At 64.8% G+C, this 26,261-nt stretch carries 29 protein-coding genes; 13 read left to right on the top strand and 16 right to left on the bottom strand.

Annotated elements, in window-relative coordinates; all coding sequences use genetic code 11:
* Positions 1–17 precede the first annotated feature (17 nt).
* Both ACR9YP_RS40065 and ACR9YP_RS40060 read left to right on the top strand, forming a co-directional pair.
* Entirely contained in the window at positions 18–554 is a 537-nt protein-coding gene (locus tag ACR9YP_RS40065) for a DUF488 domain-containing protein (RefSeq protein ID WP_474218667.1), read from the top strand.
* A 119-nt stretch (positions 555–673) separates the two neighbouring features.
* Entirely contained in the window at positions 674–1,159 is a 486-nt protein-coding gene (locus ACR9YP_RS40060; RefSeq protein ID WP_474218666.1) for an L-2-amino-thiazoline-4-carboxylic acid hydrolase, read from the top strand.
* Between the two features lie 48 nt (positions 1,160–1,207).
* Here the strand turns inward: ACR9YP_RS40060 and ACR9YP_RS40055 are convergent, their stop codons facing one another.
* The 6 genes from ACR9YP_RS40055 to ACR9YP_RS40030 are packed head-to-tail and all read right to left on the bottom strand — an operon-like array spanning position 1,208 to position 5,866.
* On the bottom strand, positions 1,208–1,726 hold the full coding sequence (locus ACR9YP_RS40055) for a shikimate dehydrogenase family protein (RefSeq protein ID WP_474218665.1): 519 nt from the start codon (positions 1,724–1,726) through the stop codon (positions 1,208–1,210).
* Positions 1,654–1,998 carry a hypothetical protein gene (locus ACR9YP_RS40050; protein WP_474218664.1) on the bottom strand — a complete coding sequence of 115 codons (345 nt, stop codon included), beginning with the start codon at positions 1,996–1,998 and terminating at the stop codon, positions 1,654–1,656. Before ACR9YP_RS40050 ends, ACR9YP_RS40055 begins: the two co-directional genes overlap by 73 nt.
* Before the next feature lie 4 nt (positions 1,999–2,002).
* Complete coding sequence (locus ACR9YP_RS40045) at positions 2,003–2,830, bottom strand: carbohydrate ABC transporter permease (RefSeq protein ID WP_438105293.1); 828 nt, start codon at positions 2,828–2,830, stop codon at positions 2,003–2,005.
* Positions 2,827–3,723, bottom strand: coding sequence for a carbohydrate ABC transporter permease (locus ACR9YP_RS40040; protein ID WP_474218663.1), 897 nt, complete (start codon positions 3,721–3,723; stop codon positions 2,827–2,829). Before ACR9YP_RS40040 ends, ACR9YP_RS40045 begins: the two co-directional genes overlap by 4 nt.
* Entirely contained in the window at positions 3,720–5,075 is a 1,356-nt protein-coding gene (locus tag ACR9YP_RS40035) for an ABC transporter substrate-binding protein (protein ID WP_474218662.1), read from the bottom strand. The genes ACR9YP_RS40040 and ACR9YP_RS40035 overlap by 4 nt, the downstream gene beginning before the upstream one ends.
* A gap of 26 nt (positions 5,076–5,101) precedes the next feature.
* Positions 5,102–5,866, bottom strand: a complete 765-nt coding sequence (locus tag ACR9YP_RS40030; protein WP_474218661.1) for a FadR/GntR family transcriptional regulator — start codon at positions 5,864–5,866, stop codon at positions 5,102–5,104.
* A gap of 171 nt (positions 5,867–6,037) precedes the next feature.
* Here ACR9YP_RS40030 and ACR9YP_RS40025 point away from each other — a divergent pair, with 171 nt between their 5' ends.
* The gene (locus tag ACR9YP_RS40025) at positions 6,038–7,465 is read left to right on the top strand and encodes a sulfatase family protein (RefSeq protein ID WP_474218660.1); all 1,428 of its coding nucleotides are present in this window, start codon (positions 6,038–6,040) and stop codon (positions 7,463–7,465) included.
* A gap of 3 nt (positions 7,466–7,468) precedes the next feature.
* Here ACR9YP_RS40025 and ACR9YP_RS40020 read toward each other — a convergent pair whose 3' ends face one another.
* Together ACR9YP_RS40020 and ACR9YP_RS40015 are read right to left on the bottom strand one after the other, a co-directional pair.
* Positions 7,469–8,065, bottom strand: a complete 597-nt coding sequence (locus ACR9YP_RS40020; RefSeq protein ID WP_438105284.1) for a UbiX family flavin prenyltransferase — start codon at positions 8,063–8,065, stop codon at positions 7,469–7,471.
* Positions 8,062–9,594: a UbiD family decarboxylase gene (locus ACR9YP_RS40015; protein ID WP_474218659.1), complete on the bottom strand. Its 1,533-nt coding sequence runs from the start codon at positions 9,592–9,594 to the stop codon at positions 8,062–8,064. The genes ACR9YP_RS40020 and ACR9YP_RS40015 overlap by 4 nt, the downstream gene beginning before the upstream one ends.
* Positions 9,595–9,765: 171 nt before the next feature.
* Here ACR9YP_RS40015 and ubiT point away from each other — a divergent pair, with 171 nt between their 5' ends.
* From ubiT to ubiV, 3 genes are read left to right on the top strand one after another with little or no spacing between them, the layout of a single operon-like run.
* Entirely contained in the window at positions 9,766–10,227 is a 462-nt protein-coding gene (ubiT, locus tag ACR9YP_RS40010) for a ubiquinone anaerobic biosynthesis accessory factor UbiT (protein ID WP_474218658.1), read from the top strand.
* Positions 10,227–11,204, top strand: a complete 978-nt coding sequence (ubiU, locus tag ACR9YP_RS40005) for a ubiquinone anaerobic biosynthesis protein UbiU (RefSeq protein WP_474218657.1) — start codon at positions 10,227–10,229, stop codon at positions 11,202–11,204. The genes ubiT and ubiU overlap by 1 nt, the downstream gene beginning before the upstream one ends.
* A gap of 54 nt (positions 11,205–11,258) precedes the next feature.
* Positions 11,259–12,143: a ubiquinone anaerobic biosynthesis protein UbiV gene (gene ubiV / locus ACR9YP_RS40000; RefSeq protein ID WP_474218656.1), complete on the top strand. Its 885-nt coding sequence runs from the start codon at positions 11,259–11,261 to the stop codon at positions 12,141–12,143.
* Between the two features lie 244 nt (positions 12,144–12,387).
* On the opposite strand, the gene ACR9YP_RS39995 is transcribed toward ubiV, so the two are convergent.
* From ACR9YP_RS39995 to ACR9YP_RS39985, 3 genes are all read right to left on the bottom strand, one after another.
* Positions 12,388–13,479 carry an enolase C-terminal domain-like protein gene (locus ACR9YP_RS39995; RefSeq protein WP_474218655.1) on the bottom strand — a complete coding sequence of 364 codons (1,092 nt, stop codon included), beginning with the start codon at positions 13,477–13,479 and terminating at the stop codon, positions 12,388–12,390.
* Positions 13,480–13,759: 280 nt separating this feature from the next.
* Positions 13,760–14,983: an ABC transporter substrate-binding protein gene (locus tag ACR9YP_RS39990; RefSeq protein ID WP_474221204.1), complete on the bottom strand. Its 1,224-nt coding sequence runs from the start codon at positions 14,981–14,983 to the stop codon at positions 13,760–13,762.
* Between the two features lie 398 nt (positions 14,984–15,381).
* Complete coding sequence (locus tag ACR9YP_RS39985; RefSeq protein ID WP_474221202.1) at positions 15,382–16,311, bottom strand: alpha/beta hydrolase; 930 nt, start codon at positions 16,309–16,311, stop codon at positions 15,382–15,384.
* 123 nt (positions 16,312–16,434) lie between these two features.
* On the opposite strand from ACR9YP_RS39985, the gene ACR9YP_RS39980 reads away from it, so the two are divergent.
* Together ACR9YP_RS39980 and ACR9YP_RS39975 are read left to right on the top strand one after the other, a co-directional pair.
* The gene (locus tag ACR9YP_RS39980; protein WP_474218654.1) at positions 16,435–16,749 is read left to right on the top strand and encodes a hypothetical protein; all 315 of its coding nucleotides are present in this window, start codon (positions 16,435–16,437) and stop codon (positions 16,747–16,749) included.
* 52 nt (positions 16,750–16,801) lie between these two features.
* Positions 16,802–16,942, top strand: coding sequence for a hypothetical protein (locus tag ACR9YP_RS39975; protein ID WP_164934688.1), 141 nt, complete (start codon positions 16,802–16,804; stop codon positions 16,940–16,942).
* Here ACR9YP_RS39975 and ACR9YP_RS39970 read toward each other — a convergent pair.
* Genes ACR9YP_RS39970 through ACR9YP_RS39960 form a run of 3 tightly spaced genes read right to left on the bottom strand, consistent with a single transcriptional unit; the run spans position 16,939 to position 20,754 of the window.
* A complete protein-coding gene (locus tag ACR9YP_RS39970; protein WP_474218653.1) occupies positions 16,939–18,525 on the bottom strand; it encodes an ATP-binding protein in 1,587 nt (528 codons plus the stop codon). The two genes, ACR9YP_RS39975 and ACR9YP_RS39970, sit on opposite strands and share 4 nt — an antisense overlap.
* Positions 18,522–19,226, bottom strand: a complete 705-nt coding sequence (locus ACR9YP_RS39965) for a response regulator (RefSeq protein WP_438105273.1) — start codon at positions 19,224–19,226, stop codon at positions 18,522–18,524. Before ACR9YP_RS39965 ends, ACR9YP_RS39970 begins: the two co-directional genes overlap by 4 nt.
* Positions 19,227–19,245: 19 nt before the next feature.
* Complete coding sequence (locus tag ACR9YP_RS39960) at positions 19,246–20,754, bottom strand: DUF4153 domain-containing protein (RefSeq protein ID WP_438105271.1); 1,509 nt, start codon at positions 20,752–20,754, stop codon at positions 19,246–19,248.
* A gap of 188 nt (positions 20,755–20,942) precedes the next feature.
* Between ACR9YP_RS39960 and ACR9YP_RS39955 the strand changes: the two genes are divergently transcribed.
* Positions 20,943–22,313, top strand: coding sequence for a glycoside hydrolase family 3 N-terminal domain-containing protein (locus ACR9YP_RS39955; RefSeq protein ID WP_474218652.1), 1,371 nt, complete (start codon positions 20,943–20,945; stop codon positions 22,311–22,313).
* A 69-nt stretch (positions 22,314–22,382) separates the two neighbouring features.
* Here the strand turns inward: ACR9YP_RS39955 and hydA are convergent, their stop codons facing one another.
* On the bottom strand, positions 22,383–23,837 hold the full coding sequence (gene hydA / locus ACR9YP_RS39950) for a dihydropyrimidinase (RefSeq protein WP_438105269.1): 1,455 nt from the start codon (positions 23,835–23,837) through the stop codon (positions 22,383–22,385).
* Between the two features lie 113 nt (positions 23,838–23,950).
* A complete protein-coding gene (locus ACR9YP_RS39945; protein WP_438105267.1) occupies positions 23,951–24,559 on the bottom strand; it encodes a TetR/AcrR family transcriptional regulator in 609 nt (202 codons plus the stop codon).
* A gap of 101 nt (positions 24,560–24,660) precedes the next feature.
* Here ACR9YP_RS39945 and ACR9YP_RS39940 point away from each other — a divergent pair, with 101 nt between their 5' ends.
* From ACR9YP_RS39940 to ACR9YP_RS39925, 4 genes are all read left to right on the top strand, one after another.
* The gene (locus tag ACR9YP_RS39940; RefSeq protein ID WP_474218651.1) at positions 24,661–24,936 is read left to right on the top strand and encodes a PspA/IM30 family protein; all 276 of its coding nucleotides are present in this window, start codon (positions 24,661–24,663) and stop codon (positions 24,934–24,936) included.
* On the top strand, positions 24,854–25,357 hold the full coding sequence (locus tag ACR9YP_RS39935) for a PspA/IM30 family protein (protein WP_474218650.1): 504 nt from the start codon (positions 24,854–24,856) through the stop codon (positions 25,355–25,357). Before ACR9YP_RS39940 ends, ACR9YP_RS39935 begins: the two co-directional genes overlap by 83 nt.
* A 55-nt stretch (positions 25,358–25,412) precedes the next feature.
* Positions 25,413–25,688 carry a YiaA/YiaB family inner membrane protein gene (locus tag ACR9YP_RS39930; protein ID WP_061846546.1) on the top strand — a complete coding sequence of 92 codons (276 nt, stop codon included), beginning with the start codon at positions 25,413–25,415 and terminating at the stop codon, positions 25,686–25,688.
* Between the two features lie 276 nt (positions 25,689–25,964).
* Positions 25,965–26,171, top strand: coding sequence for a hypothetical protein (locus ACR9YP_RS39925; protein WP_025033895.1), 207 nt, complete (start codon positions 25,965–25,967; stop codon positions 26,169–26,171).
* Positions 26,172–26,261 lie beyond the last annotated feature (90 nt).

Here is a 26,261-nt window from a genome sequence, read left to right as displayed (position 1 = left end):
GGTGAGCAAGGCATCCCATGGCTCATCCCTTCTTCACCATCGGACATGCCACGCGCTCGATCGAGGAATTCATCGAGTTGTTGCAGGGCAGCTCGATCACATATCTGGCCGACGTTCGCACCCTGCCCCGCTCGCGCACCAACCCGCAGTATAATCGCGACACGCTGCCGCAGTCGCTCGCGGCCGTTTCGATCGGCTACGAGCATATCGCCTCGCTCGGCGGCCTGCGCAGCCGCAAGCGCGAGGTGCCGCGCGAGACCAATGCCTTCTGGCAGAATGGCAGCTTCCACAATTATGCCGACCACGCCATGAGCGCGGCCTTTCACGAAGGTCTCGCTCATTTGCGCGATCTCGGGCAGACGCAGCGCTGCGCCATCATGTGCGCGGAAACATTGTGGTGGCGATGTCACCGCCGCATCATCACCGATTATCTGCTCGCCGCCGGCGAGACCGTGTTTCACATTCTGGGACCAGGGCAGGTCAAACAGGCCGAGATGAATCCGGCGGCGCGCGTCATGGCTGACGGCCGCTTGGTTTATCCTGCGGAAAGTTAGCCAATCGTCGCTATCGCGGCTATGCTTGCCGCAGTCCGTAGATCCTCTGGGTGAGTTGGTGGTCGCCGCCCGTCACCCATAGGATCTACGCTCCCCTTGATCCGCGACGGGAGTTTGCGATGAGCATATCCGTCATCGAACAGGCAAAAATCCAGGCGCAGGTGCTGGTGCCGCTGGTTAGGGCGCTCCAGGCCGAACTCGGCGAGGCACGCGCCAACGCGCTGGTGCGCAAGGCGCTCGGCGATCTCTATCGCGGCTTCGGCGAGGAATTCTGGAAAGCCAAGAGCCTAAACGAGAACGAGGCAGACCTCGGCCAGGCGGTCGCGTCCGCCTTCAAGACCTATGCCCGCGACGATGCGCTCGCCTATGACGTCATCGAGCAGTCGAAGGACGTCTTCGCATTCGACGTGAAGCGATGCGCCTATGCCGAGTTCTACAAGGCGCTCGGCGAGCCCGAGCTCGGCTTCCTCCTGATCTGCACCGCCGACTTTGCCACCGCGGAAGGGTTCGGCCCCGACATCAGGCTCACGCGCACGCAAACCATCATGCAAGGCGCACCTCATTGCGATTTCCGCTACCGGCGCGATCCGGGCGGATCATCATGAGAGCGTTTGCCGCTTCAGGCCTCGGTCCCGTCGCGATCGGCAGCTGACTTACCGTCCAAGCCGCCAGAACGCCGTCTGCAGCGGGAGCTGATGCTTGATCATCGTAACGCCGTCGACGACCTTCAGGCCGCGGCTCGCGCAGGCTGCCATGAATTCAGTGCGGCGGGCGGCGATGATGTCGAATACCGCGCAATCCCCCGGCAGGTTCGACGGATCCATCGGCAGCGCGTCGCTCGCGCGCAGGCCGAGCGACGTGGCGTTGACGCTGAGGCCGGCGTCGTCGAAGCGCTCCTCGAGGCTGATATCGAGATCGGGGAATTGCGCGCGCAGCTTTGCCGCGAGCGACTCGACCGGAGCGGGCACCTCGTTGAGGATGCGCAGGCGCTTCAAGCCCGCTGCGGCGAGTGCGTGGCAGATCGCGCGGCCGGCGCCGCCCGCGCCGATCACGACAGTGCGGCGCGCGGGATCGAAAATGTTGGCCTCGCGTGCGGCGTTCAGAAAGCCGCCGCCATCAAAGGACTCCCCGACCAGCTTTCCGTCCGCTTCGATCCGGATCGTGTTGACCACACCTTCGAATCTCGCGGCAGGTCCCACCTCGTCGCAGAGTTCGACGCCGCTGGCTTGTGCGGCATGGTCAGGTTGAAGCCGGCGGTGCTCGGCGATTTCGCCAGCGTGCGGATTGTCCCGGCGAGATCGTCCGGGTGCACGTCCATCGGCACCATGTGCCAGTCGAGGCCCCGCTCCTCGAAATAAGGCGTGTAGTATCTGGGCGCACCGACATGGCCGGCGGGATGGGCGAAGATGAAGACGACGCGCGAGGCGCCGGTCGGAAGCTTCATGGCATCATCCCTTGACCGCGCCGGCGGTCAGCCCGGAGACGAGATAACGACGCACTGCGAGCGAGAAGATCAGCACCGGCGCCATCACCAGCGAGCCGCCGGCGGCGATCTTGCCCCATTCCCAGCCCTCGTAGTTCATGAAGTTGACGACGGCGACCGGCGCGGTGCGTGCATTGGTCCGGGTCAGGATCAGGGCGAAGAAGAAATCGTTCCAGGCGTAGAGGAAGCAGAGGATCGCGGTCGCGGCGATGCCGGGCGTCACCATCGGCAGCACGATTTTCGTGAACACCGTGCGCGTCCGTGCGCCGTCGACGAGGGCAGCTTCCTCCAGCGAAATCGGTATGGTGTCGAAGAACGGCTGCATCATCCAGATCACCAGCGGCAGGTTGAAGCTGGTGTAGACCAGCACCAGGCCGGTGACGGTGTCGAGCAGCCCGATCCAGCGATAGAACAGGAAGAAGGGAATGGTGAAGGCGATCGGCGGCGCCATGCGCGTCACCAGGATCGCAAAGGAGAGCGCATGCTTGCCGCGCCCGGCCCAGCGCGACAGCGCGTAGGCCGCGGGCACGCCGAACAGCAGTGCGAGCGCGGTCGAGAGCGAGGCGCTCAAGAGGCTGTTGACGAAGGAGGCCGAGAACGCGCTGTGCCAGAGCGAGATGTAGTTTTCCAGCGTCGGCGTGAAGATCAGCGGCGGCGGGAATTGCAGGATCTGGTCATTGGACTTGAAGCTCATCTGCAGCAGCCACAGAAACGGCGAGAGCAGGACGAGCAGCGTCATGGTGATCGTGACCAGCCGCCCGGGCGTCGCGCGGCGTCCGGAATGGTGGCTCATGCCATCGCCTCCCGCCGGCGCCCCATCCAGACCAGGGCAAGGCTGATGCCGGCGACGAGCAGCAGCATCACGACCGTGACCGCGCTGGAATAGCCGATCTCGTTGGTGTCGAAGGCAAGGAGATACGCATAGTAGTTCGTGACTTCCGTGACCGTGCCCGGACCGCCGCTGGTCAGCAGGAAGATCAGCGGAAACGCCTTCACACTGTCGATCAGGCGGAACATGCCGGAGATGACGAGGATCGGCGTGATGAAGGGCAGGGTGACGTACCAGAAGATCTGAAGCTTGCTGGCGCCGTCGACCAGGGCGGCCTCCGAATATTCGTCGGGAATGGTCTGGAGCGCTGCCAGCACCATCAGGAAGGTGAAGGGCAACCATTCCCAGGTGTCGGCGATGATGATGGCGGTCAGCGCGAAATCGACGCTGGAGGTCAGCGCCGGCATGGTGAAATTGAGGAGCTGCGCGGCGTAATAAAGCGGGCTGATGTCGGGCGTGTAGATCAGCTTCCAGATCACCGCGACGACGATCGGCGGCAGCACCATCGGGATCAGGAAGAAGGTGCGGGCGAACTCGACGAAGCGCGACGGCACGTTGAGGAGCAGCGCGAGCAGCATGCCGAGCAGGACCTGGAACAGCACCCCCCAGCACGACAGTTTTGCCTGCACCCAGAGCGAATTGACGAAGCGGGGATCGCCGGGCAGCAGGCCGTAATTGCGCAGCGGCACGCTGAAATCGGTCGCCGAGCCCGGCGCCGTCAACTGGAACGGCGTCAGGCTGGTCACGACGAGATAGTTCGCCGGAAGCACGGCGACCGCAAATAGCACGATCAGGCTCGGCGTGAGCGCGCAGGCGATGAAGCCGCGGCGCTCCGCATCAATTCCACTCTCGCTCAAAGCTGCGTCCCGGCACGGCGGAGCGCGGCGATCGCCTGGTCCTGCGCGGCGTTCATCGCGTCCTTCGCGGGCAGCTGGCCGGTTGCGACCTGCTCGAACGCCTTGTTGAGCACGTCGCCGACGATCGGGAACTCCTTCACGGTACGATAGGCCATGTAGTTCTCGCCCTTGGCCCGCAGCTCCAGCACTTCCAGATAGAGCGCGCCCAGATCCTGGCCGTTGACCGTGTTGAGCTTGCGATAAGCTTCGCTGGTGATGATGGAGCGCCGGCAGACCGAGGAATGGCCGTGCTCCTTGACGAGCCGCATCGAGATGTCGGGGGAGAGCGCCCATTTGATGAATTCCCACGCCGCCTTCTTGTTCTTGGCGTTCTTGGGAATGCCGAGCCCCTGGCTGTTGGAGGCGGGGTGGTCATGCACGGGTCCCGCGGGCATCCGCACCACGCGCGAGGTCTCCTTCACCTTGCTCTCCTCGGACAGCAGGATCGGCGTCACCCAGGCGCTGGAATGGATGAAGATGTTGGCGCGTCCTGTGAGCACCGACTGCCGCGCCTGGTCCTCGGTGTAGGTCAGCACGCCCTTCGGCGCGCTCTTCAGGAGGTTCGCGTAGAATTCGATGCCCTGGATGGTCTCGGGCGTGTTCAACGCCGGCATGATGTCGGAGGGCGGCTTGCGGAAGATGTTGCCGCCAAAGCCCTGGATGTAAGGCGGCAGATTCCAGTGATGCAGCTGGAACGAGGTGATGCCGCTGACGCCGTCGGTGCCGTTGATTTCGGCGCAGACCTGCTGGAGCTCGGCGAACGTCTTCGGGATCCTCAGCCCCTTCTTCTCCATCAGGTCCATGCGCGATAGCCCCATCAGCATCGCGCCGCCTTCCCAGGAATAACCGTAGGTCGCGCCCTTGGCGTCGCGGTAGGGCACCTGCGCGCCTTCGACGAAGTCCTTGGGATTCCATTCGGCCGGGGTCAGATTGGCATCGCCGGTGAACTCGTCGAGATTGGCCAGCAATCCCGCCGCGACCCAGCGCGCGGCCAGGATGAAGGTGACGTTGACGAAATCATAGGCCGAGCCGCCGGAGGACAGTTCGAGATTGGCCTGTTGGTTGTAGACCGGGAAGGCCGAGAGCTGGAGATCGACCTTCATCCCGGTTCTCTCCTCGAACTCGGGGATGTATTTCTGCAGCAGCGTGAAGAAGCGGTGCTGGAACGAGGCGCCGTGCAGCGTGACGCCGGCAAACGGTTTCGTCTGTGCGATCAGCGGCGCGGGAAATGCCGCAAGCGCCGCGGTCGCGGCGCTGGCCTGCAAGAGTTTACGGCGGGTGAGCGAACTTCCGCGCGATGCGTTCTTCATCATGTCCTCCCAATTATTGTTTGCCGGTTTCAACGCGCCCGTCTGGTGCGGGCGTTCTCGTCCTCGGCATCCTTCCTTCGCTGGCGCGACAGGGCCGAGACGATGTTCTGTTCGGTGAGATCCATGAGCTTGTGCATGGCCTGGCGCGCGCCGTCCGGATTGCGCGCCCAGATCTCGTCAAGCACCGCGCGATGATAGGGCAGGCTTTTCCGCGGTGCGCCCGGATTGGTCGTCGACAGGTTGAACGACATCCGCAAGGCTGCTGCGACCGTCGCGCCGAAGGCGATCAGAAAGTCATTGCCCGTGGCGATCAGGATGCCGCGGTGAAATTGCAAGTCGGGCTCGGCATAGGCGAGCCGGTCCATCCCGGCCGCGTCCATGCCGCGATAGGCGCGTTCGATTCGGGCAAAATCCTCATCCGTGCCGCGCATCGCGCAGATCGCGCAGGCCTCGGGCTCGACGATGCGGCGGACCTCCATGATCTGCTTGGCGAACTCCTGCGTCGGCAGCGCCGACAGCGTCCAGTTCAGCAGCTCCTCGTCAAGCATGTTCCAGTCGAAGCGCGCGCGGACATGCGTGCCGGCTTTCTGTTTCGAGGCGATCAATCCCTTCGCCTTCAGCAGCGACAGCGATTCGCGGATCGAGGCGCGGCTGACGCTGAAGCGCGAGGCCAGCTCGACTTCGCGCGGCAAGATCGTGCCCTCGCGCCATACCCCGGTCAGGATCAGTCGTGCCACCTCGCGGGCCACCTGGGCGCTCGCCTGCGGATTATCGCTGCTGTCGGTCTTGGCCACGGTGAACCCGGTTCCGTGAAGTCAAATGTCTGATTTATTGCAGATGCTGACGACGCGGCGACAGAATGTCGGCCGTCACATGCAAGATAATCCCATGGCGGCAGGTTTGACAAGAATTATTATGTCAGACATATCTTCTCCCAGATCAACGCCGCGCGGGACAAAACCATCGTGACAAAGCCCCACATCGTCCTGGTCATGACCGATCAGCAACGCTTCGACACGATCGCGGCGACCGGCCACCCCTACATGAAGACGCCGAATCTCGATCGGCTGGTGCGTGAGGGCGTCTATTTCGACAATTGCTTCATCAACGCGCCGAGCTGCGTTCCCTCGCGCGCGGCGCTGTTCTCCGGCCTCTATCCGCACGCCTCTGGCGTGCTGAAGAACGGGCAGCACTGGCAGAAGACGTGGGTCACCAATCTGGCGGAGGCCGGTTATCACTGCGTCAATGTCGGCAAGATGCACACGATCCCCTACGATGCGAAGGCCGGCTTCCACGAGCGTTTCGTCGTCGAGAACAAGGATCGCTTCTTCGAGGGCCGCTGGTTCGCTGACGAGCTCGACAAGGCCTTTGCCGCCCACAAGCTGACAAAGCCGTCGCGTGCCGCCTACCGCAGCCTGCCGGATTATGGCGATCGCATGGGCGCGTTCACCTGGGAGATGCCGAAATCGCTGCATCCGGACATCTTCGTCGCGGAGACCGCGATGTGGTGGCTCGAGACCCGACCCAAGCCCGAAGCGCTGTTCATGCAGATCGGCCTGCCCGGACCGCACCCGCCCTATGATCCGCTGCCGGACTATCTGGAACATTACCTTGCGCGCAACGACCTTCCGGTGCCGCAGCCGACCGAAGCCGAGATCGAGGGGCTGCCGGCCTATCTGAAGGAGAAGCGTCGCCACGACACCGAAGTCGACCATGACGCGGTGTCATGGAAGCTCGCGCCGACGCACGACGAGATGCGGCGCCTGCGCGCGCATTATTATGCCAACGTCACCATGATCGACGAGCAGATCGGCCGTCTCCTGCAAACGCTGGAAGACAGGGGCTATCTCGACAATTGCGTCGTCATCTTCATGTCGGACCACGGCGATAATCTCGGCGAGCACGGCCTCAGTCAGAAATGGTCGATGTACGAGCCCGTCACCCGCATCCCGCTGCTGGTCTGGTCACCGGGACGGTTCACCGGCGGGCGCCGCATTGCCGGGAAGTGCCAGCTGTTCGATCTCGCCCCGACCATTCTGGATCTCGCCGGCGCGCAGCGTCCAAAGCCGTTCCAGGCCCGCAGCCTGCTTCCGGCGCTGAAGGGCGAGGAGTGGGCCGGCCGTGGCTTCGTGTTCAGCGAGCAGGCTGGCGACGTCGCCATGACCGGCGCAAGGCTGATTACCATGGTGCGCGACGACAGGTGGAAGGTCGTGTTCATTCACGGCGCCGAGGACGGGCAGCTGTTCGATCTCGCGACCGATCCGCTCGAACGGCACAATCTCTTCGGCATGCCCGAGCACGCCGGAATCATCAGCCGTCTGAAGGACGCCTTCATCGACTGGCGGCAGAACAGCCTGCTCGAAACGATGGATCTGAACGCGGCCGCACGCTGATGCCTATGAATCGTCGGCGTTACGGCCCTGCCATCTCAACGCCGGCGCCGACACGTCGGGCAGGCCCAGCAGGTTGATCGCGCGGCAGGCGATCTGGTCGACGATGTCGGCCATCGACTGCGGCTTCAGATAGAAGGCGGGCAGCGGTGGCGCAATGATTGCGCCGATCTCGGTCGCCTGGAGCATCGCGCGGAGATGTCCGAGATGCAGCGGGCTTTCGCGGACCAGGAGCACCAGACGCCGCCGCTCCTTGAGCTGCACGTCGGCCGCGCGCACGAGCAGATTGTCCAGATGCCCCCAGGCGATGGCCGACAGGGTGCGGATCGAGCACGGCGCCACGATCATGCCGCTGACCGGAAACGAGCCGCTGGCGATGCTGGCGCCGATGTCGGAAGGATCATGGTCGCGGAAGGCGAGGGCGCGCAGCCGAGGCAGCGCGCCGGCGCCGACTTCCTCGGTGAGCGTGCGCTCGGCCGCCGGTGAGATCACGAGATGCACCGCACAGTGCGGATTCTCCGCCAGCCGCTCGACGATGCGCATGCCGATGGCCGCGCCCGAAGCGCCGCTGATGCCGACGACCACGCCATGCCGCGCGCTCATGCGGTCTCGCGCAGTTGAGGTCCAGCCATTGCGCCGAGCCCGAGTGCCGGCCACATCTTGTCGACCCTGGCGACCACGGCTGGATCCATCATCAGGGGCGCGCCCCAGGCCCGCTCCGTCTCGGGCGGAATCTTGGTGGTGGCATCGATTCCGAGCTTGCCGCCGAGGCCGGATTTCGGCGAGGCGAAATCGAGATAGTCGATCGGCGTGTCCGAGAGCGTGACGAGGTCGCGCGAACTGTCGCTGCGGGTCGCGACCGCCCACATCACGGCGCGCCAGTCGCGGATGTCGATGTCATCGTCGACCACGATCAACAGCTTGGTGTAGCTGAACTGCGGCAGCATCGACCACAAGCCCAGCATCAGCCGTCGCGCCTGACCGGGATAGCGCTTCCTGATGGAAGCAATCGCGACCCGGTAGGAGCAGGCCTCGGGCGGCAGCCAGCAGTCGGCCACCTCGGGGAATTGCTGCCGGATCAGCGGCACGAACAGCCGGTTCAATGCTTCGCCGATCCGGGACGGCTCGTCCGGCGGGCGGCCGGTGAAGGTCGAGAGATAGATCGGCTGTCGGCGCGACGTGATGGCGGTGACCCGAAGCACGGGAAAGGCTTCGACCGAATTGTAGTAGCCGGTGTGATCGCCATAGGGGCCCTCGCCGGCCGTCTCGGTTGCCGAGACGAGGCCCTCGATGACGATCTCGGCCGCGGAGGGGACCGCGAGAGGAATCGTCAGGCACCGCGTCAGCTCGGGCCGCTCGCCGCGCAGGATACCTGCGAAGCGCAGCTCGGATATCGTCTCCGGCAGCGGCAGCACGGCGGCGAGGATCGTCGCGGGGTCGGCTCCGATGACGATCGCGACCGGCATGTCGCGCCCCCGTGCCTTCCATTGCTGGTGATGCCGGGCGCCGCCGCGATGGGCGAGCCAGCGGATGATCGCGCGGTCGCGACCGAGGATCTGCATGCGGTAGACGCCGACATTCTCTTCCTGGTCCGCGATGGGCGATTCCGGCGGCGCGGTGATGACCAGCGGCCAGGTGATCAAGGGTGCAGGCTCGCCCGGCCAGCAGATCTGCGCCGGCAGTTTCATTAGATCAATGTCCTCGCCCGTCGCCACGCGATCCTGCACGGGCGCCGCAGGGCGCGATCGTGGCCGCGTGGCAAGGGCGGCGCGGGCCAGCGGCAGCTTGCGCCAGGCATCCCGGACGCCATGCGGAGGACGCGGCGCGCGCAACTCGGCCAGCAAAACGCCGAGCTCTTCGAGCCGATCCGGCGTGATGCCCATGCCCCACGCGGTCCGCTCCACCGTGCCGAACAGATTGGTCAGCAGCGGCATCTCGGATGGAAGGCCGTCGGCCCTGACCGGGCGTTCGAACAATAGTGCAGGGCCGTGTTCGCCGATCACGCGCCGGTGGATCTCGGTGATCTCATGGACCACGGAAACCGGTTCGCGAATGCGTCGCAGTTGTCCCTTGCCTTCGAGGAAGTGCAGGAAGTCGGATAATTCTCCGAAGCGCGGAACGTCACGTTGCAAGCGAACGGTCTCCTGAAAAAGCAGAAACTAGCCGGCGTGATTTCGATCTTCATTGTTCCCGCTCAAATACATTTGCGCGCAATCGGCTCAGATGACGGAATGAGTCATTCGTCCGTCGCGTCCGGTTCGTTGCCGACAATTCCGCCACTTCTCGCTCTGGCGATACGTCCCTTGCCACTGCTGCCGCTGCAATTCGCCCTCGGTGGCTTCCTGTCGCGGATATTGAGGCGCAATCCCGGACTGCTCGACCGGCTCGGACCACATCGCCGCGCACGGTTCGGGATCAGGCCGGTCGATCTGCCGTTCGCCTTCATCGTCGAGGCCACGCCGCCGCTTGTGTCGGTGGTGCGCGAGCTGCCGCAAGACCTGGATGCCTATGTCTCCGCCTCGCTCGCCAACCTGCTTGCTCTGGTCGAGGGCAGGGTCGACGGCGACGCGCTGATGTTTTCGCGCCAGCTCGGAATCGAAGGCGACATGGAGGCGGTGCTGGCCTTGCGCAATGCCATCGACGATGCGCGGCTCGATCTCGCCGCGGAGCTGGCGTCCCTGTTCGGTCCGTTGGGCGAGCCGGTAAGGCGCTCGTTCGAGGCCGCGCGGGACAGGCTGATCGGCCCGCCGCAGGAGCAGAGGTGATGGAGCTGATCTGTCCCGCCGGCACGCCGGCCGCGCTGCGCAGCGCCATCGATGCCGGCGCGGACGCCATCTATTGCGGCTTCAACGACGAGACCAACGCGCGCAATTTTCCGGGGCTGAACTTCAGCCGCGACGAGCTGCGCAAGGGAATCGCGTTCGCCCATGAACGCGGCGCGCGCATCCTCGTCGCCATCAATACCTTTCCGCGGGCGTCGTCCGTGACGCTCTGGCAGCGCGCCGTGGACGATGCCGTCGATGCCGGAGCCGACGCGCTGATCGTCGCCGATATCGGGCTCATGGATTACGTCGCCAAGCGTCATCCGGGTCAGCGCCTTCATGTTTCGGTGCAGGCCGCCGCCGCAAATCCCGATGCCATCGCGTTCTATGTCGAGACGTTCGGGGCGCGCCGCGTCGTGTTGCCACGCGTGCTCAGCGTTGCGGAGATCGCCGAAATCGCCCGCGAGACGACGTGCGAGACCGAAGTGTTCGTGTTCGGCGGCCTTTGCGTGATGGCCGAAGGGCGCTGCTCGCTGTCGTCCTATGCGACCGGCAAATCCCCGAACATGCAGGGCGTCTGCTCACCGGCGAGCCACGTGGCCTATGAGGAGACCGCGCAGGGAACGACGTCCCGGCTTGGCGGCTTCACCATCAACCGCTTCGCCCCGCAGGAGGCCGCGGGCTATCCGACCCTCTGCAAGGGGCGGTTTTCCACCGCGCATGGCGACGGCTACATCTTCGAGGACCCGGTCAGCCTCGATGCCACGACGCTGCTCGGGGGACTGCGAAGCGCCGGCGTTGCCGCCCTGAAGATCGAGGGGCGTCAGCGCGGACGGGCCTATATCGAGAGCGTGGTCCGTCATTTCCGCCGCGCACTCGATACAATCGAGCAGGGGCGCGAAGCGGACATCGTGAGCCTGCGGCCCTTCACTGAAGGCCAGGCCTCTACGCTCGGCGCCTATCGCAAGACATGGCGATGATTAATGGCGATGATTGCAACCGATGGCGGCCGGCCATCAATGAGAGAAGCCCCGATGCAGCTGAGTCTCGGCCCCGTCCTCTACAATTGGGCGCCGGAACGCTGGCGCGATTTCTACTTCCGGATTGCCGACGAGGCGCCGGTCGATGTCGTGTCCGTAGGCGAGGTCGTCTGCTCGAAACGCTCGTCGTTCTTCGCGGAGCACCTGCCTGACGTGATCGAACGGCTCCAGCGTGCCGGCAAGCAGGTCCTGCTGGGTTCGCTGATCCTGGTGTCGCTGCGGCGCGAACGGCGTCAGACCGAGGAGCTCTGCGCAACTGACGGCGCATTGGTCGAGGTGAACGACTTGACCTGCCTTCGCTCGATCAAGGGCCGGTCGCATGCGATCGGTCCCTACGTCAACATCTACAACGAGACCAGCGCGGCCTTTCACGTTCGGCAAGGCGCAGCGCGCATCTGCCTACCGCCGGAATTGCCGATCTCGTCAGCGGCGGTGATTGCCGCAGCGGTGCCCCAGGCCGTGATCGAGATTTTCGCCTTCGGCCGGGTGCCGCTGGCGATCTCCGCCCGTTGCTACCATGCGCGGCTTCACAAGCTGTCCAAGGACAATTGCCGCTTCGTCTGCGAAAAGGACCCGGACGGGCTCGCGTTGAAGACGCTGGACCAGCAGGAGTTCCTCACGATCAACGGCGTCCAGACCTTGTCGCATGCCTGCACCAATCTCGTCGGAGACGTCGCTGCATTGCGCGAGGCGAGAATCAGCTCGCTGCGCCTGTCGCCGCAGGATTGCGACATGGTGGGTGTTGCCAGAATCTTTCGCGATGTGCTCGACGGACGCAACTCAGCCGAAAGCGCAAGCCGCCGCTTGTCCGATCTTTACCCGGGCGTCGCCTTTGCCAACGGCTTTCTTCGCGGCAAGCCCGGCTTTTCCTTCGCGTGACGTCGCGTCCTGCAAAGCAAGGGGGCGGCTTACGCGGGCCTACCCTTTACCGCGCCTACCACGGCGATGAATAGTTGCGCACATCATCCCCAGGGTCGTCCTGGCGAAGGCCAGGACCCATACCGCGTGATCCCTCGATTGTGAGCGCTCGCAGTACCGAGCAGCCGGTCTTCGCCAAACTACTCCCCGGGGTAATGGGTCCTGGTCTTCGCCAGGACGACGGCGGCGCTGGCGGTCGGCGCCATTAGCTGACCAGATATTTGGCGACTGCCGCCTCGTCCCACGCAATTCCGTTGCCGGGCTCCTCGCTTGGAAGCGCAAAACCGTCCTTGATCGTTAGCCGCGTCGACAGCACCGCGTCGGCCCAGTCGACATATTCCAGCCAATGCGCGGTCGGCGTCACGCACAAGAGATGCGCGCTCACTTCAGAGAATAGGTGCGTCGACATCTCGATGCCGGCGGCATGCGCCAGCGCCGCGGCACGCAGCCAGCCGGTGACGCCGCCGATGCGTTGGACATCAGGCATGACGTAGTCGCAGGCTTCCGCGGAGAGTGCCGCCTGCATCGAGAATGCGCTGTCGAAATTCTCGCCGATCTGGACCGGCGTGCGCAGCGCGTCCGCAATGCGGGCGCAGCCCTCATAGTCGTCGTGGCGGATCGGCTCCTCGATCCAGGTGAGGCCCTCGTCGTCGAGCATCTCGCCGCGGCGAATGGCTTCCGTGACCGTCAGCGCCTGATTGTAGTCGCACATCAGCGTCACCTGATCGCCGACGGCCTTGCGCACCGCGCGCACGACGGCGAGATCCTCCCGCGCATCGGGTCGGCCAACGCGGATCTTTGCCGCCCGAAAACCCTCGGCCAGCAGCTTGTGCGCTTCCTCGACTGCGGCGCCCGCCGGCATGATGCCGAGCCCCTTCGAATTGTAGGCCCTGACCGGCTTCGGCGCGCCGCCGAGCAGGCGCGCCAGCGGCAGGCCGCGTGCACGAGCGAGTGCGTCCCATGCCGCCATGTCGATGCCGGATTGCGCCAGCCGTTGCAGGCCGGCGAGGCCCAGCAGCGTGAAACGCTGGGCGAGCTTGCGCTCGATCTCGAACGGCAGCAGCTCGTCGCGGGCGACGAGCTCCGACATTTCCGTGACCATGGCCGTCAGCGGCTTCAAGGCAGACGGCGTGATCGAGAACAGATAGGCGTGCCCGCGCACGCCCTGGTCGGTCTCGCAGTCGATCAGCACCAGCGGCGCTTTGGCAACCGCCCCGGTCGAGGTCTGGAGCGGCAGGTTCATCGGCACGATCACGGGCCGCGCCTGGAAGCGCTTGATGCGGATGGTCTCGGTCATGGGTCTCTCCCGGCGCAGCGGATGCAGGTCGGCGCCGATCTTAAGCATCCGTGATCAAACGAAAAGGTGCTTGGCCGCCGGCAGCGGGCTGTCGCTTCTCTCGCTGCTGCGCCGCCAGGCGCGCCGCATCAAGCTCGAATCTCGGCCCTGCCGTGGTGAAGGCGTGAGGGCGTGCGTAGCCTTCGCTCCTCCAGAGAGAGTGCGCCATGTGGCGCTCCTTACCCTCCCCCTCCAGGGGAGGGTAAGCGCCCTGCTCTCACCGCGGCACACCAAGGTAAACTCACCTTGCCGCGCCTTCCGTGAACGCCGTCTCGATCACCTCACCAAAAGGTTGCCAGGAACGACCGTCGAACTGGACGAGCCGCATCTGCTTGATCGGCAGATAGTTGCTGGGCGAGGTATTCATCCTGATGTTGGGCAGCGCAACGGAGGGGTGATAACCCTTCAGCGAAGCCGCCTGACGCATGATGTTGTCGCGCGAGAAGTCGTCGCCGCATTGCTTCAGCACCTGCGTCAGCGCTTCGGCCGCGGCGTAGCCGTAGAGCGCGGCGCTGCTGTTGGTGCTTTCGGCCTGATGGTATTTGTCCATGAAGGCGAACCAGTCCTTCATGGCGGCATCGTCTTTCCATGCGGGATCGCTCGGATCCTTCAGAAAAGCCGCGGAGATCACGCCGGCGGAGTTCTCGAGGCCCGCGGGCGCCATCGCATTGGCGATCGAGGCCGAGGCGTCGTTCACGATGAAGACCGGATGCCAATTGAGTGAGGCCGCCAGCTTGATCACCTTGGATGCCGTCGACGGCACGCCGAGAAAGACGAAGATGTCGGCGCCCGCGCGCTTGAGGATCGAGACGTGTCCGTCGAGATGTTCGTCGGCAATGTCGAAGGCGATGTCGACGAGGACATGACGGTTCAGGTCGCCAAGGCCTTCCTGGATGCCCTTGTAGAGCATGCGGCCGAACTGGTCGTTCTGCCAGAGCACCACGATCTTCTTCCGGGGATAATAGGCCTGGATGTAGTTGGCGTAGATGCGTCCCTCCGACCGGAACGGCGGCTGCCAGCCCATGGTCCAGGGAAACGCGCTTGGCTGGCTCAGCTCCTCGTCGCCGGAGGCGGCGAACAGCTGCGGGATTTTCTTCTCGTTCAGGTACCAGCGCGTGGCGAGATTGCCGGGCGTGCCGAACGATCCGAACATCAGGTGCACGTCCTCGGTCTCGACCAGATTGCGCGTCAGCTCCAGCGCCGTCGCAGGATCGGAATTGTCGTCGCGCGTGATGAAGCGGATCTTGCGGCCGTTGATGCCGCCACGCGCGTTGATCATGTCGAAATAGGCGACCTCCGCCTGGCCGATGGCGCCGAACTCCGAGAGCGGTCCCGAATACGGCATGACATTGCCGATGCGGATTTCCTTGTCGGTCGTGGTTTGCTCCGCGTGTTGCAGGGACATCGCCCCAAGCGAAGCCAAAGCGACGATCAAAACGAACAGCAGCCTGCCGGTGATGCGCATGCTCGACACCTTGTTGGCCCCCGAATAGAGTCGGCTCAATCCCCACCAAGGCTGGTTGATGTAGGTCAAGCGTTTGGCGATCGTATGGCTTGATCGCTGGTTTTGATGTTGCAGAGCATTGAGCCAAAACGGCAGGCGTGTTGACGCGCCGCGAGTCCTTTCGCTGCTGGAAAGCGCGCGGGCATCGCTCAAGCCGGCGTGAGGCCGATCGGGCTTGCCGGATTGAGCCCCATGTGATCGCGAGGAAGGTCTGCCCCCTCTCCCGCTTGCGGGAGAGGGCTGGGGAGAGGGTGTCTCCACAGAGAGACTCCCAACGAGGAGGAAGCCCTCACCCGCGCCTTCGGCGCGACCTCTCCCGCAAGCGGGAGAGGTGAGGAGACCCCGGCTCTATAGCCCCCCTACGGCAGCCCCCGCGCCTCGAGCTGATGCACCAGCAGCAGTGTCGGCTCGGCGAGGCTGTCGCCGGAGCCGTCGAGGCCAAAGGCACTCGCGATGCCGTCGCGGCTGCGCAGCAGCGTGCTGCGCGGACAATGTCCGGCGCCGCAGAGCGTCTTCTTCAGGGTCTCGCCTTGCGAGACGACGCCGGCGGAATCGTCCGCGGCCCAGGCCAGCAGGATCGGCACGTCGACATTGAGGATGCCGGGGAAGACCGATCGCTTGTTATATTGGCTGGCGTCGCTGCCGAGATAGGCCTTCTCGCTGTCGCTCGCGTCCTTGCCCGCGCGGTAGATGCCGGACACCAGGACGACGGCGGCGACATCGGCGCGGTCGGCCTGAAGCTCGGGATGCGCCAGCAGGGACGCGACATGGAAGGCGCCGGCGCCGTAGCCGACCGCGACGATCTCGCGGGCATCGCCGTTGAACAGGTCGATATTGCCGTTAACCCAGGACAGCGCCGCCGCCACGTCGCTCGCGCCGGCGGGCCAGGGCGCCGAAGGTGCCAGGCGATAGTTGACGCGCACCCCGATCATGTCGTTGCGCGCGGCAAAGCACATCGCCTGGTCCTGGATCTGCCGGGCCAGCTCGGGCGCCGCGCGGTCGCCGGTGAAGGTGTCGCCGGCCACGAACAGCAGCACCGGCCGCGGCGTATCCGCCTTGGTCGCGCTGGTCGCGACGTCGAGCACATTGGCCTCGCTCTCGCCGTAGCGCAGGCCGCGCGAGAAGGTGACCTGCTCGCACAGCCGCGCGGTGCCGCCGGCAGTCGTGTCGGAATCGGTGAGGCCCACTTGCACGAGATCGGACGGCGGCGACGGCCGGGCCGGCAAAGGTCCATGCGCGGAGGCCGTGGTCATGGTCAAAAGCAGGAAAAATGCCAGATAATTCTTCATCGTCGTGCCGGCCTTGCGGGCCTCATATTGGCTCGCCGGTTTGGCCTGTCTTTTCAATTCGCCTCATTAGTCAGCTGGCCTTGAGGCGAATTCACGGCACCTTTGGTCGGCACGCGACTGCTTTTGCAACGCAAGTTCGCGGCCCCCGGGGCGATTGCGCCGCGCGGCTTTTTTAGCTCGATCCGTCAAGGCGTTGCCCGGCGTCGTCCAGCCTCGCTGCGGAAACGGCTTTCTACTGTGCATGGGGTTGTTTTCGCAGTTTTTGTTTTGGACGGCCGGCACAGCACGTGCCGGACGCCGCCCGGTGGCAGCTCGGCGATTGCCCTCAAAGGCGCCGAACTGGAAGCGCTGGAGCGGCAATGCTGCGATGCGGCCGATCAAGTCCTGCTCGACCGCGGCATCGATAAGATTTCCTCGCACGTCCGTGATGGAACCTAATGGCGACTGGTGCGACTTACATATGACGCGGGAAGTAACGTGCGAGGCTGTCATGGCAGAGAAGCATACCGCCGATCCGGCAGAGATCATGCGGGCGACCGGTCATCCTGAGCTGGAATATGCCGCCGGCTGGACCATCGCCGGTCTCGTCACCATCGCCGCCATCGTCGCCGCCTGGGTGTTCGCCATTTAGGCAGCTGGAAACTGGAGCTCGAAGACCGCGCCCTCGTCGGTCGGCGTGAGCCTGATTGAGCCGCCATGGCTCGCCATCACCGCGCGTGCGATCGCCAGCCCCATCCCGGTGCCGCCCTGGTCGCGGCGGGTGGTAAAGAAGGCATCGAAAATCCTGTCGCGGTTGGGCGCCGAGATCGGCTCGCCGTCATTGCTCACCGTCAGCAGCAGGGTCGTGCGCTCGAAGGTCGCCTCCAGCCTGATCGTTCTCGCCTTGTGCCGCACCGCATTGTCGGCGAGATGCGACAGCACGATCAGCGCCTTCTCGCCGGACATGCCGATCGCGCGGTCGAGGCTGCCGCTGGCCGATATCGCGCTTTCCGGAAACCGGCTCTTGAGATCGGCAATCACGGGGGCAAGCTCGGTGCGCTCGTTCTGCGGCAGGCTTTCGGCGCGGGCGAGCTCGCGCAGCCGCTGCGCCATTGCCTCCAGCCGCTGGGTGTCGGACAGGATGTTGGTGATGAACGTCGTCTGCTCGGCCGGCGTCAGGCTGCCCGATTTGCCCTGAAGTGAATCCTGCAAGAGCTCGGCCGCGCCCTTGATGGATGTCAGCGGCGATTTCAGCTCGTGGGTGAGGTGGGCCGAGAACGTCGCGATATAGTCCGAGCGCCGCGCCAGCTGCTCGGCCATGCCGAGAAAGCTGTGCGAGAGCTGGGCGAACTCGCGCGTGCCGTAATGCCGGAGCGGCCGGAACGCCTCGCGGTCGCCGTGGCCAATTCTGGCGGCGCGGTCGATCAGCTCGCGCATCGGCAACGTGATGGTGCGCGAGAAGACGAGGCCGATCGCGATCGTGCCGAGGATCACGGCGAGCCCCGCCAGCACGAACTTCGCCCGCTCCTGGTAGAGATGGTCAAAAATGTTGCTCGGCGTCCGCGTGGTGTAGACCACCCCGGCGACGCGGTTGTTGACGATGACCGGCATCGCCGAGAACACATGCACGCCGAGGCCGCGGCTGAAGGAATAGATCGGCGGCGGCGGCTTGTCCGGCACGCGGTTGCGCAAGGTGGCGCGGTATTGCCCGTGCAGCGCGTCCGCGACCTCCTCGATATGGGCGAGCGACTGCCCCACCTCCTGCCGTCCGGCGATCACCACGCCTTGCGGATCGAGGATGCGAAAGCCCGCCAGCGTCACCTTCTGGGTCTCGCGGATGATCGGCGTCAGTTTTGTGCCGATCTCGACAAAGGCCTGCTCCGCCGGCCGGGCTGCGGCCTGCGCATCCGGCCGCCGCCGCAACAAATCATTGGCGGTAAGGTCGAGCGCGGGGCGGATCGGCGTGACCTGGTCGCCGGGATCGGGCAGCACGCCTGGCGGCACCTCGGCGCCGAGCGTCAGGCCGCTGTCGAGCCTTGCAATGACTTCCTGAGCATAGATCGTCGCGAGCACGCGGCTCTGCGCGATCAGCTCGGCCTGGGTCTGGCGGATGAGCTGGTTATCGTAGAGGCGGAAGAAGAACAGGCCGACCAGCGGCAGCACGGCGACGGTCGTCAGCACCGTGAAGATGACGAGCCCAAGCGACGGCCGCCATTTGTCGGGCGCCGCGCTCATGCCTCTTTCTCGCAGCGGCCGAGCTTGAAGCCGACGCCGTGGATGGTCTCGATGACGTTCTCGCAATTCAGCGCCGCCAGCTTGGCGCGGATGTTGCGGATGTGGCTGTCGATGGTGCGGTCGGAGACCTGGATGTTGAGCTGGTAGGCCGCCCGCATCAGCTGCTCGCGGTTGAACACTGAGGTCGGCCGGGTCAGGAAGGCGCGCAAAATACCGAACTCGATTGCCGTCAGTTTCAGCGGCGTGCCGGCGAAGGATGCCAGATGCTGCTCGGGATCGATCAGCAGGCCGCCTTGCGCGAGCGCGGTGGGACCGGCCTTGATCTCGCCGTTGCGCGAGCCGAGACGGCGCAAGATGACGTTGACCCGCGCGACCAGCTCGCGCGGGCTGAACGGTTTTGTCACGTAGTCGTCGCCGCCGATCTCGAGGCCAAGGATGCGATCGATCTCCTCATCGCGCGCCGACAGGAACAGGATCGGCACGTCGGACGTCTTGCGGATCTCGCGGCAGACGTCGAGGCCGTCGAACTCCGGCATGCCGATGTCGAGCACGATCAGATCGGGCTTGTCGGCGGCGAAGCGGGCGAGCGCCTCCTTGCCGTCGCGCGCTTCGATCACGTCCATGCCGGCCTTCCTGAGGGCGACACGGATGACCTCGCGGATGTGGCCTTCGTCGTCGACGATGAGAATGCGATGCGCCAAGAACTTCTCCGCTAGCTCGTCAGCCTGCCGGTTGGCTGCCGGACTGAGCTTTCGCCTGGGCGTCCAGCCTGCGCTGGAGCCGCCAGTTGCGAAAACCCCAGCTTCGCCAGGCCAGATCCTGGCGCTGCTGTTCTACAAGGCGGTCGCGGCGCGACACAAGGCAGCTCTCGGGGGTGCCAGACCGCAGCAAGATGGCCTTGTCGATGGCGGGCAGCGCCTGCGGCCCGAGCGTCAGGAGATAGTTGATGTCGATCTGCACGCCCTTGCCCGATGCTTCCCGGCTGTGGGTGACATTGTAGTCGGCAATGAAGGCATCGAAGTTCACGAGCGAGCAACCATAGAGCACGATCGCGAGCGCGATCAGATTGACGCCCACGAGCCATTGGTTGGATCGGTTGAGGGCGATGCGGGTCACGATCAGGACCAGTCCCAGCGCGACCAGCCCCATCCAGATGAAGGCCGCGATGCGCCAGTAAGTCAGCGTGTAGACGTCCACGTAGAGTTCGAGGCGCAGGATGGAGGAGGCGACGAGCAGCACGTTCTGGCCCACCCAGAGATAGACCAGCGGCCGGATCACCTTCGATTTCTCGGCTGGCCCGCCCGGGCGCATCGCCACCAGCACGAAGGCGGCGGCGAGCAGCGCGGTTACGATCAGCGGATATGCGCCGCGATGGGCGTACCACGCATAGGTCAAATTGTCGGGCAGCGCCACATGGCCCCAGAGATAGATGCCGTCGAGAATGGACTGTGCCGCGAACAGCAGGTTGAACAGGATCAGCGAGCGCAGGATGGTGGAGGGGCCGAGAAATTCCGCCGAGACTTGGGACGGGAGCGGCGGCGGCACGGGACCATCGGCAACGGTCGTGGTGACAATCGTCTTGCGCCGCCAGCGCACATGGATGAAGGGCCAGACCAGCGCGAGCATCATGGCCCAGAACAGCACGCGCGGGATGCTGACATATTGGAGGATGAGTTTCGGATGAAGCAGGGACACCCACTGCTCGATCACCGGATTGGCCGCGGCAAAGAGTGCGATGAAGACGGCGCTGAGCGCTGCAGGCATCAGCCAGAGCGCGATGCCGCGGGTGAACGCCGACGCGTTGAGTACCTGGGGCACATCGAGGAAGAACCTGAAGGGACCGAGCAGGACGACGTTGCGCAGCGCGCGAGCACGGTCACCGAGCCCCGTCGTCTCCGGGTTGGTCGTAAGCAATAGTGCGGTGAGCAGCGCCGTGACGAGGATCAGGAGCGACAGCGTGTTGAGCTCCTCGATGGCCGGCACGAGGCCGGCGACGAGAATGGCGGCGCCGATCGTCGCGTGACGCGGATCCAGCGCGGCATGATTGAAGAGCATCGATACGCAGGCCGTCGCGATCGCAAAGAGCGTCAGCGACAGCCCGATCCGTTCGCCGTAGAACAGCCAGTCGGCCAGTGCAGCCAGCGCCAGCGCAAGGCCAAGCTTGGCCGGAATGGCGGAATGCCTGATCGGCTGGAGGTCCGCTGCTATCGTCGAAGCCAGGCTTGTCATGTCCAAGAGACCTTTCGTGATATGTGGCGTCACGAAGTCTGAAGGGGGCTTGTGCAGAAACCGGGATCATCGTCTGCACGGTTTCAGGAGTCTTTTGCAGTTTTCGTGCAGGCGCGCTTTTGCCGCTCGCGTAGCGCAAATCGCTTTGATAGGTGCGGAGCATTCACTGCAATCGCGTGTAATGCATCATGCAATTCCTCCCCCGCATCGGTCTCATCCTGCTCTGGCTTGCCGCGCCTCTCGCTGCATTCGCGGCCGCGAACAAGAACGACCCCTATCTGCTCGTGCTGCGCGGCGCTGGAAACATCGCGCTTGTCGTCGCAAGCATCATGATCGTCATCGTCCTGCTGCGCCGCAGGTGCTGGCGCAGCACGGCGGGCAAGCTGCTCGTCATGCTCTGGTGCCTGCCACCGCTGTTGATGTCTGCTGCGCATCTGAAATTCGAGCTGCGCAAGCACGATGTCCTCGCCGCGAGCCCCGCTGAGGCGCGACAGCTCGGGCCTCACTTCATGGTCGGCTATTCGTCGTTTCCAGAAGTTGCGCGACTTGCCGAGCAGGGATTGATCGGCGGCGTCTACGTTACGCGGCACAACATCCGGGGACGGACGGTCGAGGCGCTGCGTGTCGAGATCGCGGCGCTCCAGGATATCAGGCGCGCCGCCGGCCTGCCGCCGCTGGTCGTCGCCGCGGACCAGGAGGGCGGCATCGTGGGACATCTCGCGCCGCCGCTGACGAAGGTGCCTGCGCTGGCGACGCTCAGCGGACTCGCGCCCGACGACCAGCAGGCCAAAGCCGAAGAGTTCGGCCGTATCCACGGGCGCGAGCTCGCGGGCCTTGGCGTCAATCTCAATCTCGCGCCGGTGCTCGACCTGAAGCCGCCGACGAGGCGCAACCGCCTCGATTTCCACACGCTGATCGGGCAACGGGCGATTGCGACTGATCCCGCTGTCGTCAGCACGATCGCGAGAGCCTATGTGCGCGGGCTGGAAGAGTCAGGCGTCGGTGCCACGCTCAAGCATTTTCCCGGCATCGGCCGCGTGCGCACCGACACCCATCACTTCAGCGCCAACCTCGATGCGCCGGTGAAGGAGCTGGAAGCAACGGACTGGCTCCCATTTCGCGAGGTGCTGTCGCATTCGCGCAGCGCGCTCATGGTCGGTCATGTCACGCTCACCGCTGTCGATCCCGATCGCGCCGCCTCGCATTCGAAACGCGTCGTCGAAGGGATCATCCGCGACACCTGGAACTACCAGGGCGTGGTGATGACCGACGATCTCGTCATGGGCGCGATCTACCAGCACGACGTCTGCAAGGCCGTGGTCGAGGCGATCAATGCCGGCGTCGATCTGCTGCTGGTTGCCTATGACGGTGCGCAGTTCTACCGGGTCTTTGGCTGTGCCCTGCAGGGATCGCGGCAGGGCAGGCTCGATGCGGCGATGCTGCGCGCGAGCGCGGCTCGGTTGGAAAGAGGCTCTCCGCCCGAGCAGGCGCGAGCCGCCTCACTCACTGGAAGTACACTTGAGACAGCGCGTGCCGCCTTGCGCGCGAGGGGTGGTTGAACGCGGCGCGCATCCGCGCCAGGCAACTGAGGACCTCGAGATGGCGAGCATTTCGCGCAGTGGGGAGTGTTACGGCGTCACCGCGCCGCGTTCGACCGCGCGCGGGGCCGTTAGCTTCTTCCAGGTCGAATTGGCGACATGTACCGGCGAGAATGGCGGCCGCTCGACATAATGGCCGTCGCCGGCCTCGGCGCGCAAGCTCCCATCCTTCCACGCGATGCGGCCGCGCGACAGCGTCACCGTCGGCCCGCCGATACAGGAAAAGCCCTCGAACACGTTGTAATCGATCCGGCTCATCTGCCGCTTGGCACTGATGGTCCTGGTCGCCTTGGGATCCCACACCACGATGTCGGCATCCGAACCGACGGTGACAGCACCTTTCCGCGGATAGATGTTGAGGATGCGGGCGATGTTCGCCGAGGTCACCGCGACAAATTCCTCCTTGGTCAGCCGCCCGGCGGCGACGCCCGCGGTCCATAGCAGCGCGAGGCGGTCTTCGAGGCCGCCGGTGCCGTTCGGGATCTTCCTGAAGTCGCCGAGGCCGAACCGTTTCTGCGCGGTGGTGAAGGCGCAATGGTCGGTCGCGACCACCTGGAGCGAGCCGGCTTGCAGGCCGGCCCACAGGCTGTCCTGATGCGATCTGTCGCGGAAAGGCGGTGACATCACGCGCTGCGCGGAATGATCCCAGTCCTTGTTCTGATATTCATCCGCATCGAGCAACAGGTGCTGGATAAGTGGTTCGCCATAGACGCGCTTTCCAGCCGCGCGTGCCCGCGCGATCGCCTCATGCGCCTCGCGGCAGCTGGTGTGCACGATGTAGACCGGCGTGCCGGTCATGTCCGCGATCATGATAGCGCGGTTGGTGGCTTCGCCCTCGACCTCCGGCGGCCGCGAATAGGCGTGGCCTTCGGGGCCGGTGACGCCGCGTGCGATCAGCGCCTCCTGCATCAGGGCGACGACGTCACCATTCTCGGCATGGACCACCGGCATGGCGCCCAAATGAGCGCAGCGCGCGAACGAGTTGTAGAGCTCGTCGTCATTCACCATCAGCGCGCCCTTGTAGGCCATGAAATGCTTGAAGGTGTTGATGCCGTAGGTTTTGACCACGGTCTCCATCTCGTCATGGATATGCTTCGACCACGACGTCACGGCCATGTGGAAGCCGTAGTCGGAAGCCGCCTTCTCGGATTTGCGGCGCCAATCCTGATAGGCGCCAAGCATCGACTGGCCGGGATCAGGCAGGCAGAAATCCACCACCATGGTGGTGCCGCCGGCGAGCGCCGCCTTGGTTCCCGATTCGAAATCGTCGGCGGTGACGGTGCCCATGAACGGCATTTCGAGATGGGTATGCGGGTCGATGCCACCAGGGATGACGTAGGCGCCGCCGGCATCGATCACTTCAGTGCCGGTGGGCGCATCGAGCGAGGCCCCGATCGCGACGATGGTCTCCCCGTCGATCAGCACGTCCGCGCGGCGCGAATGATCGTGATTGACGACGGTGCCGCCGCGGACGAGAAGGGGCATGAAGGGCTCCGGAAGAGGTGAGGGGACGTCTCGCTGCGAAGGCTAAGCGCGGCGACCGCGATGCGACAGGCGAAATTTTAGTCAGCCTTCGCCGATGCTTTCGCCGCGCTGCTCTACTTTGCGTGGGCGACCAGCCCATCCAGCATTGCGCGCACGAGGCCTGCGATCTCCTTGCGCAGCGCCGGCAGTGGCACGGCGACCAACTTCTGTTCCAACCCCAGCGCCACCATGCCATGAACCGCCGAGAACAGGCTCCGCGCAGTGATGCTCAGTTCCTCCGGGCTGCGCTTGGGAAGCAGCGCGGCCAGCGGCTGGTAGATGTGGCGGAACAGCTGCATCTGGTCGTGGATCGACCAGTCGGGGACAATCTTGTCGGCCTCCATGCGGTGCTCGAACAATGCGCGCCAGAGCTGGAGATTTTCGGCTGCGAAATCGCAATAGGCGATGGCGATGCGAACCAAGGCTTCTTGTGGCGAGGGCTCGCCAGCGCCCTCTGCCGCGCTGAGCGCCTCGTCGAGCCGAAGCAGCGTGCGCGAGCCGACGCGCAGGATCAATTCGTCGACATCGGCCACGAGATTATAGACCGCGCCATTGGCGCAGCCGATCTCGCGGGCAAGATCGCGTGTCTTCAGGCCCGCCAATCCTCGTTCAGCGATCATCCGCTCCGCCGCCAAGATCAGATCGGCTCGAAGTTTCTCTCGACGTTCCAAGGCCTTAGACATCTATTTACCAGATTCGTGAACATTGTTCAAAAACATCTTGAGCAATGCTCAAGATGTGCTACAAGTTATTCGTGAGCAACGCTCATAACAGGGAGCAACAAATGTTCAAGACCGTAGTGACGCTTTTCCGCGGCAGCGTGGCCGCTGCGGGCGAGGAACTGGAAGACCGGACCGCTCTTCTGATCCTCGATCAGCAGATGCGTGATGCGGCCGCGGCCGTCGAGCGCAGCAAGCGCACGCTGGCGCTGGCGATCGCGCAGGACCAGCAGGAGGGCCGCAAGCTCGAAGCGACGAATGCCCGCATCGCCGACCCTCGAGACCCGTGCCGTTGCGGCGCTCGACGGCGGCCGCGAAGACCTCGCCAAGGATGCCGCTGAAGCCATCGCGGGCTTAGAGGCTGATCGCGATGCGGCAATGACGGCGCGCGCGCTGTTCGCGACCGAGATCGCGCGGCTGAAGCGCCACGTCGCCAGCGCGCAGGCCCGCATCACCGAGCTCGACCGCGGCCGCCGTATTGCCCGTGCCTCGGAAGCGGTGCGCTCGCTTCGTCGCGGCGGCATCGAGGCTGCACGTCCCTACGAATCCACACTGCCGGAGGCGGAGGGCACGTTGAGGCGTCTGCGCGAGCGGCAGATGGAAGCCCAGGCCGCCGACGATGCCCTGGTCGAGCTCGACGCGGCCACCGGTCCGCTCGCCACTGCCGAGAGGCTAGCCGAACAGGGCTTTGGTCCCCGGCTCAAGACGACCGCGGAGGACGTGCTGGCGCGGTTGAAATCCAAGCGCATGCCGTCAGCCTGATCTCACATCCGATCCCTCGAACCCAATCATCATTCGAACCAACAGGAGACCCATCATGAACCAGAACGGCCAGCCCCACAGCAGCGCCTGGGTGAGCTTCACTTACGCGTCCTTCGCAGCCTCCGCCTTCCTCGTCGCCATCGGCATCTTTTTCCTGCCGATCGACCTCTGGATGAAGGGCTATCTCACCATGGGCATCGTCATGCTGATCCAGACCTGCATCACGCTGACCAAGACTGTGCGCGACAATCACGAGAGCAGCCGTCTCGTGAACCGCATCGAGGACGCCAAGGCCGAGCGGCTGCTGATGGAAGTGTCCAAGGCGGCTTGAGGAGACCAGAGCGGGAAAGGAGCGCTCTGCGCAGGGCGGCTGATGCCGAGCATCCGCCGCCCGCTGTATTTCCGGTCATTTGCCACAATCGCGGCATCGTCTGCGAAATGCAGTCGAGCCGTCATGGCAGGGCGTTGCGCCCATATGTTGCCGAGAGCCTTCTCGTGCATGCCGAGGACTGGCACGTGATTGTCGAGGTCAGAGCAGGCTTTGCCGATTGTGATTTGAACGCAGGTGCGATATGGCTCTCGCGCTTTCCAGAGCCGGAGATGAGCTTTGTCAAAACAGTCCCTGCGTGAGGAGGCCGAGCGCCTGATCCGCGAATCGATGGAAAAGAAGACCATCGTCGTCAAGCAGGGCACCACCCGCATCGAGGCCGTCTGCGGCAAGTGCGGCGCGCCGAACCGGGTGCAGGCGGAAAAGGGCCAGACCCGCGTCAAGTTCGCCTGCAAGAATTGCGGGCATAAGCAAGAGACGCTGTAGGGTCGTGGTCGTACCCTCTCCCCTTGTGGGAGAGGGTGGCTTCGCGAAGCGAAGCCGGGTGAGGGGTTCTCTCCTCACGGACAATCGCGC

This window comes from Bradyrhizobium sp. BR14999, assembly GCF_056106085.1.
This window is presented reverse-complemented; position numbering and strand designations above follow the sequence as displayed.

What these genes read in the sequence shown, in the direction of transcription:
- ACR9YP_RS40065 (WP_474218667.1), top strand. Translation starts at nt 18, where the DNA reads ATGGCTCATCCCTTCTTCACCATCGGACATGCCACGCGCTCGATCGAG.
- ACR9YP_RS40060 (WP_474218666.1), top strand. Translation starts at nt 674, where the DNA reads ATGAGCATATCCGTCATCGAACAGGCAAAAATCCAGGCGCAGGTGCTG.
- ACR9YP_RS40050 (WP_474218664.1), bottom strand. Translation starts at nt 1,998, where the DNA reads ATGAAGCTTCCGACCGGCGCCTCGCGCGTCGTCTTCATCTTCGCCCAT.
- ACR9YP_RS40045 (WP_438105293.1), bottom strand. Translation starts at nt 2,830, where the DNA reads ATGAGCCACCATTCCGGACGCCGCGCGACGCCCGGGCGGCTGGTCACG.
- ACR9YP_RS40035 (WP_474218662.1), bottom strand. Translation starts at nt 5,075, where the DNA reads ATGATGAAGAACGCATCGCGCGGAAGTTCGCTCACCCGCCGTAAACTC.
- ACR9YP_RS40020 (WP_438105284.1), bottom strand. Translation starts at nt 8,065, where the DNA reads ATGAGCGCGCGGCATGGCGTGGTCGTCGGCATCAGCGGCGCTTCGGGC.
- ubiU (WP_474218657.1), top strand. Translation starts at nt 10,227, where the DNA reads ATGGAGCTGATCTGTCCCGCCGGCACGCCGGCCGCGCTGCGCAGCGCC.
- ubiV (WP_474218656.1), top strand. Translation starts at nt 11,259, where the DNA reads ATGCAGCTGAGTCTCGGCCCCGTCCTCTACAATTGGGCGCCGGAACGC.
- ACR9YP_RS39995 (WP_474218655.1), bottom strand. Translation starts at nt 13,479, where the DNA reads ATGACCGAGACCATCCGCATCAAGCGCTTCCAGGCGCGGCCCGTGATC.
- ACR9YP_RS39990 (WP_474221204.1), bottom strand. Translation starts at nt 14,983, where the DNA reads ATGCGCATCACCGGCAGGCTGCTGTTCGTTTTGATCGTCGCTTTGGCT.
- ACR9YP_RS39985 (WP_474221202.1), bottom strand. Translation starts at nt 16,311, where the DNA reads ATGAAGAATTATCTGGCATTTTTCCTGCTTTTGACCATGACCACGGCC.
- ACR9YP_RS39975 (WP_164934688.1), top strand. Translation starts at nt 16,802, where the DNA reads ATGGCAGAGAAGCATACCGCCGATCCGGCAGAGATCATGCGGGCGACC.
- ACR9YP_RS39970 (WP_474218653.1), bottom strand. Translation starts at nt 18,525, where the DNA reads ATGAGCGCGGCGCCCGACAAATGGCGGCCGTCGCTTGGGCTCGTCATC.
- ACR9YP_RS39960 (WP_438105271.1), bottom strand. Translation starts at nt 20,754, where the DNA reads ATGACAAGCCTGGCTTCGACGATAGCAGCGGACCTCCAGCCGATCAGG.
- ACR9YP_RS39955 (WP_474218652.1), top strand. Translation starts at nt 20,943, where the DNA reads ATGCAATTCCTCCCCCGCATCGGTCTCATCCTGCTCTGGCTTGCCGCG.
- hydA (WP_438105269.1), bottom strand. Translation starts at nt 23,837, where the DNA reads ATGCCCCTTCTCGTCCGCGGCGGCACCGTCGTCAATCACGATCATTCG.
- ACR9YP_RS39945 (WP_438105267.1), bottom strand. Translation starts at nt 24,559, where the DNA reads ATGTCTAAGGCCTTGGAACGTCGAGAGAAACTTCGAGCCGATCTGATC.
- ACR9YP_RS39940 (WP_474218651.1), top strand. Translation starts at nt 24,661, where the DNA reads ATGTTCAAGACCGTAGTGACGCTTTTCCGCGGCAGCGTGGCCGCTGCG.
- ACR9YP_RS39935 (WP_474218650.1), top strand. Translation starts at nt 24,854, where the DNA reads ATGCCCGCATCGCCGACCCTCGAGACCCGTGCCGTTGCGGCGCTCGAC.
- ACR9YP_RS39930 (WP_061846546.1), top strand. Translation starts at nt 25,413, where the DNA reads ATGAACCAGAACGGCCAGCCCCACAGCAGCGCCTGGGTGAGCTTCACT.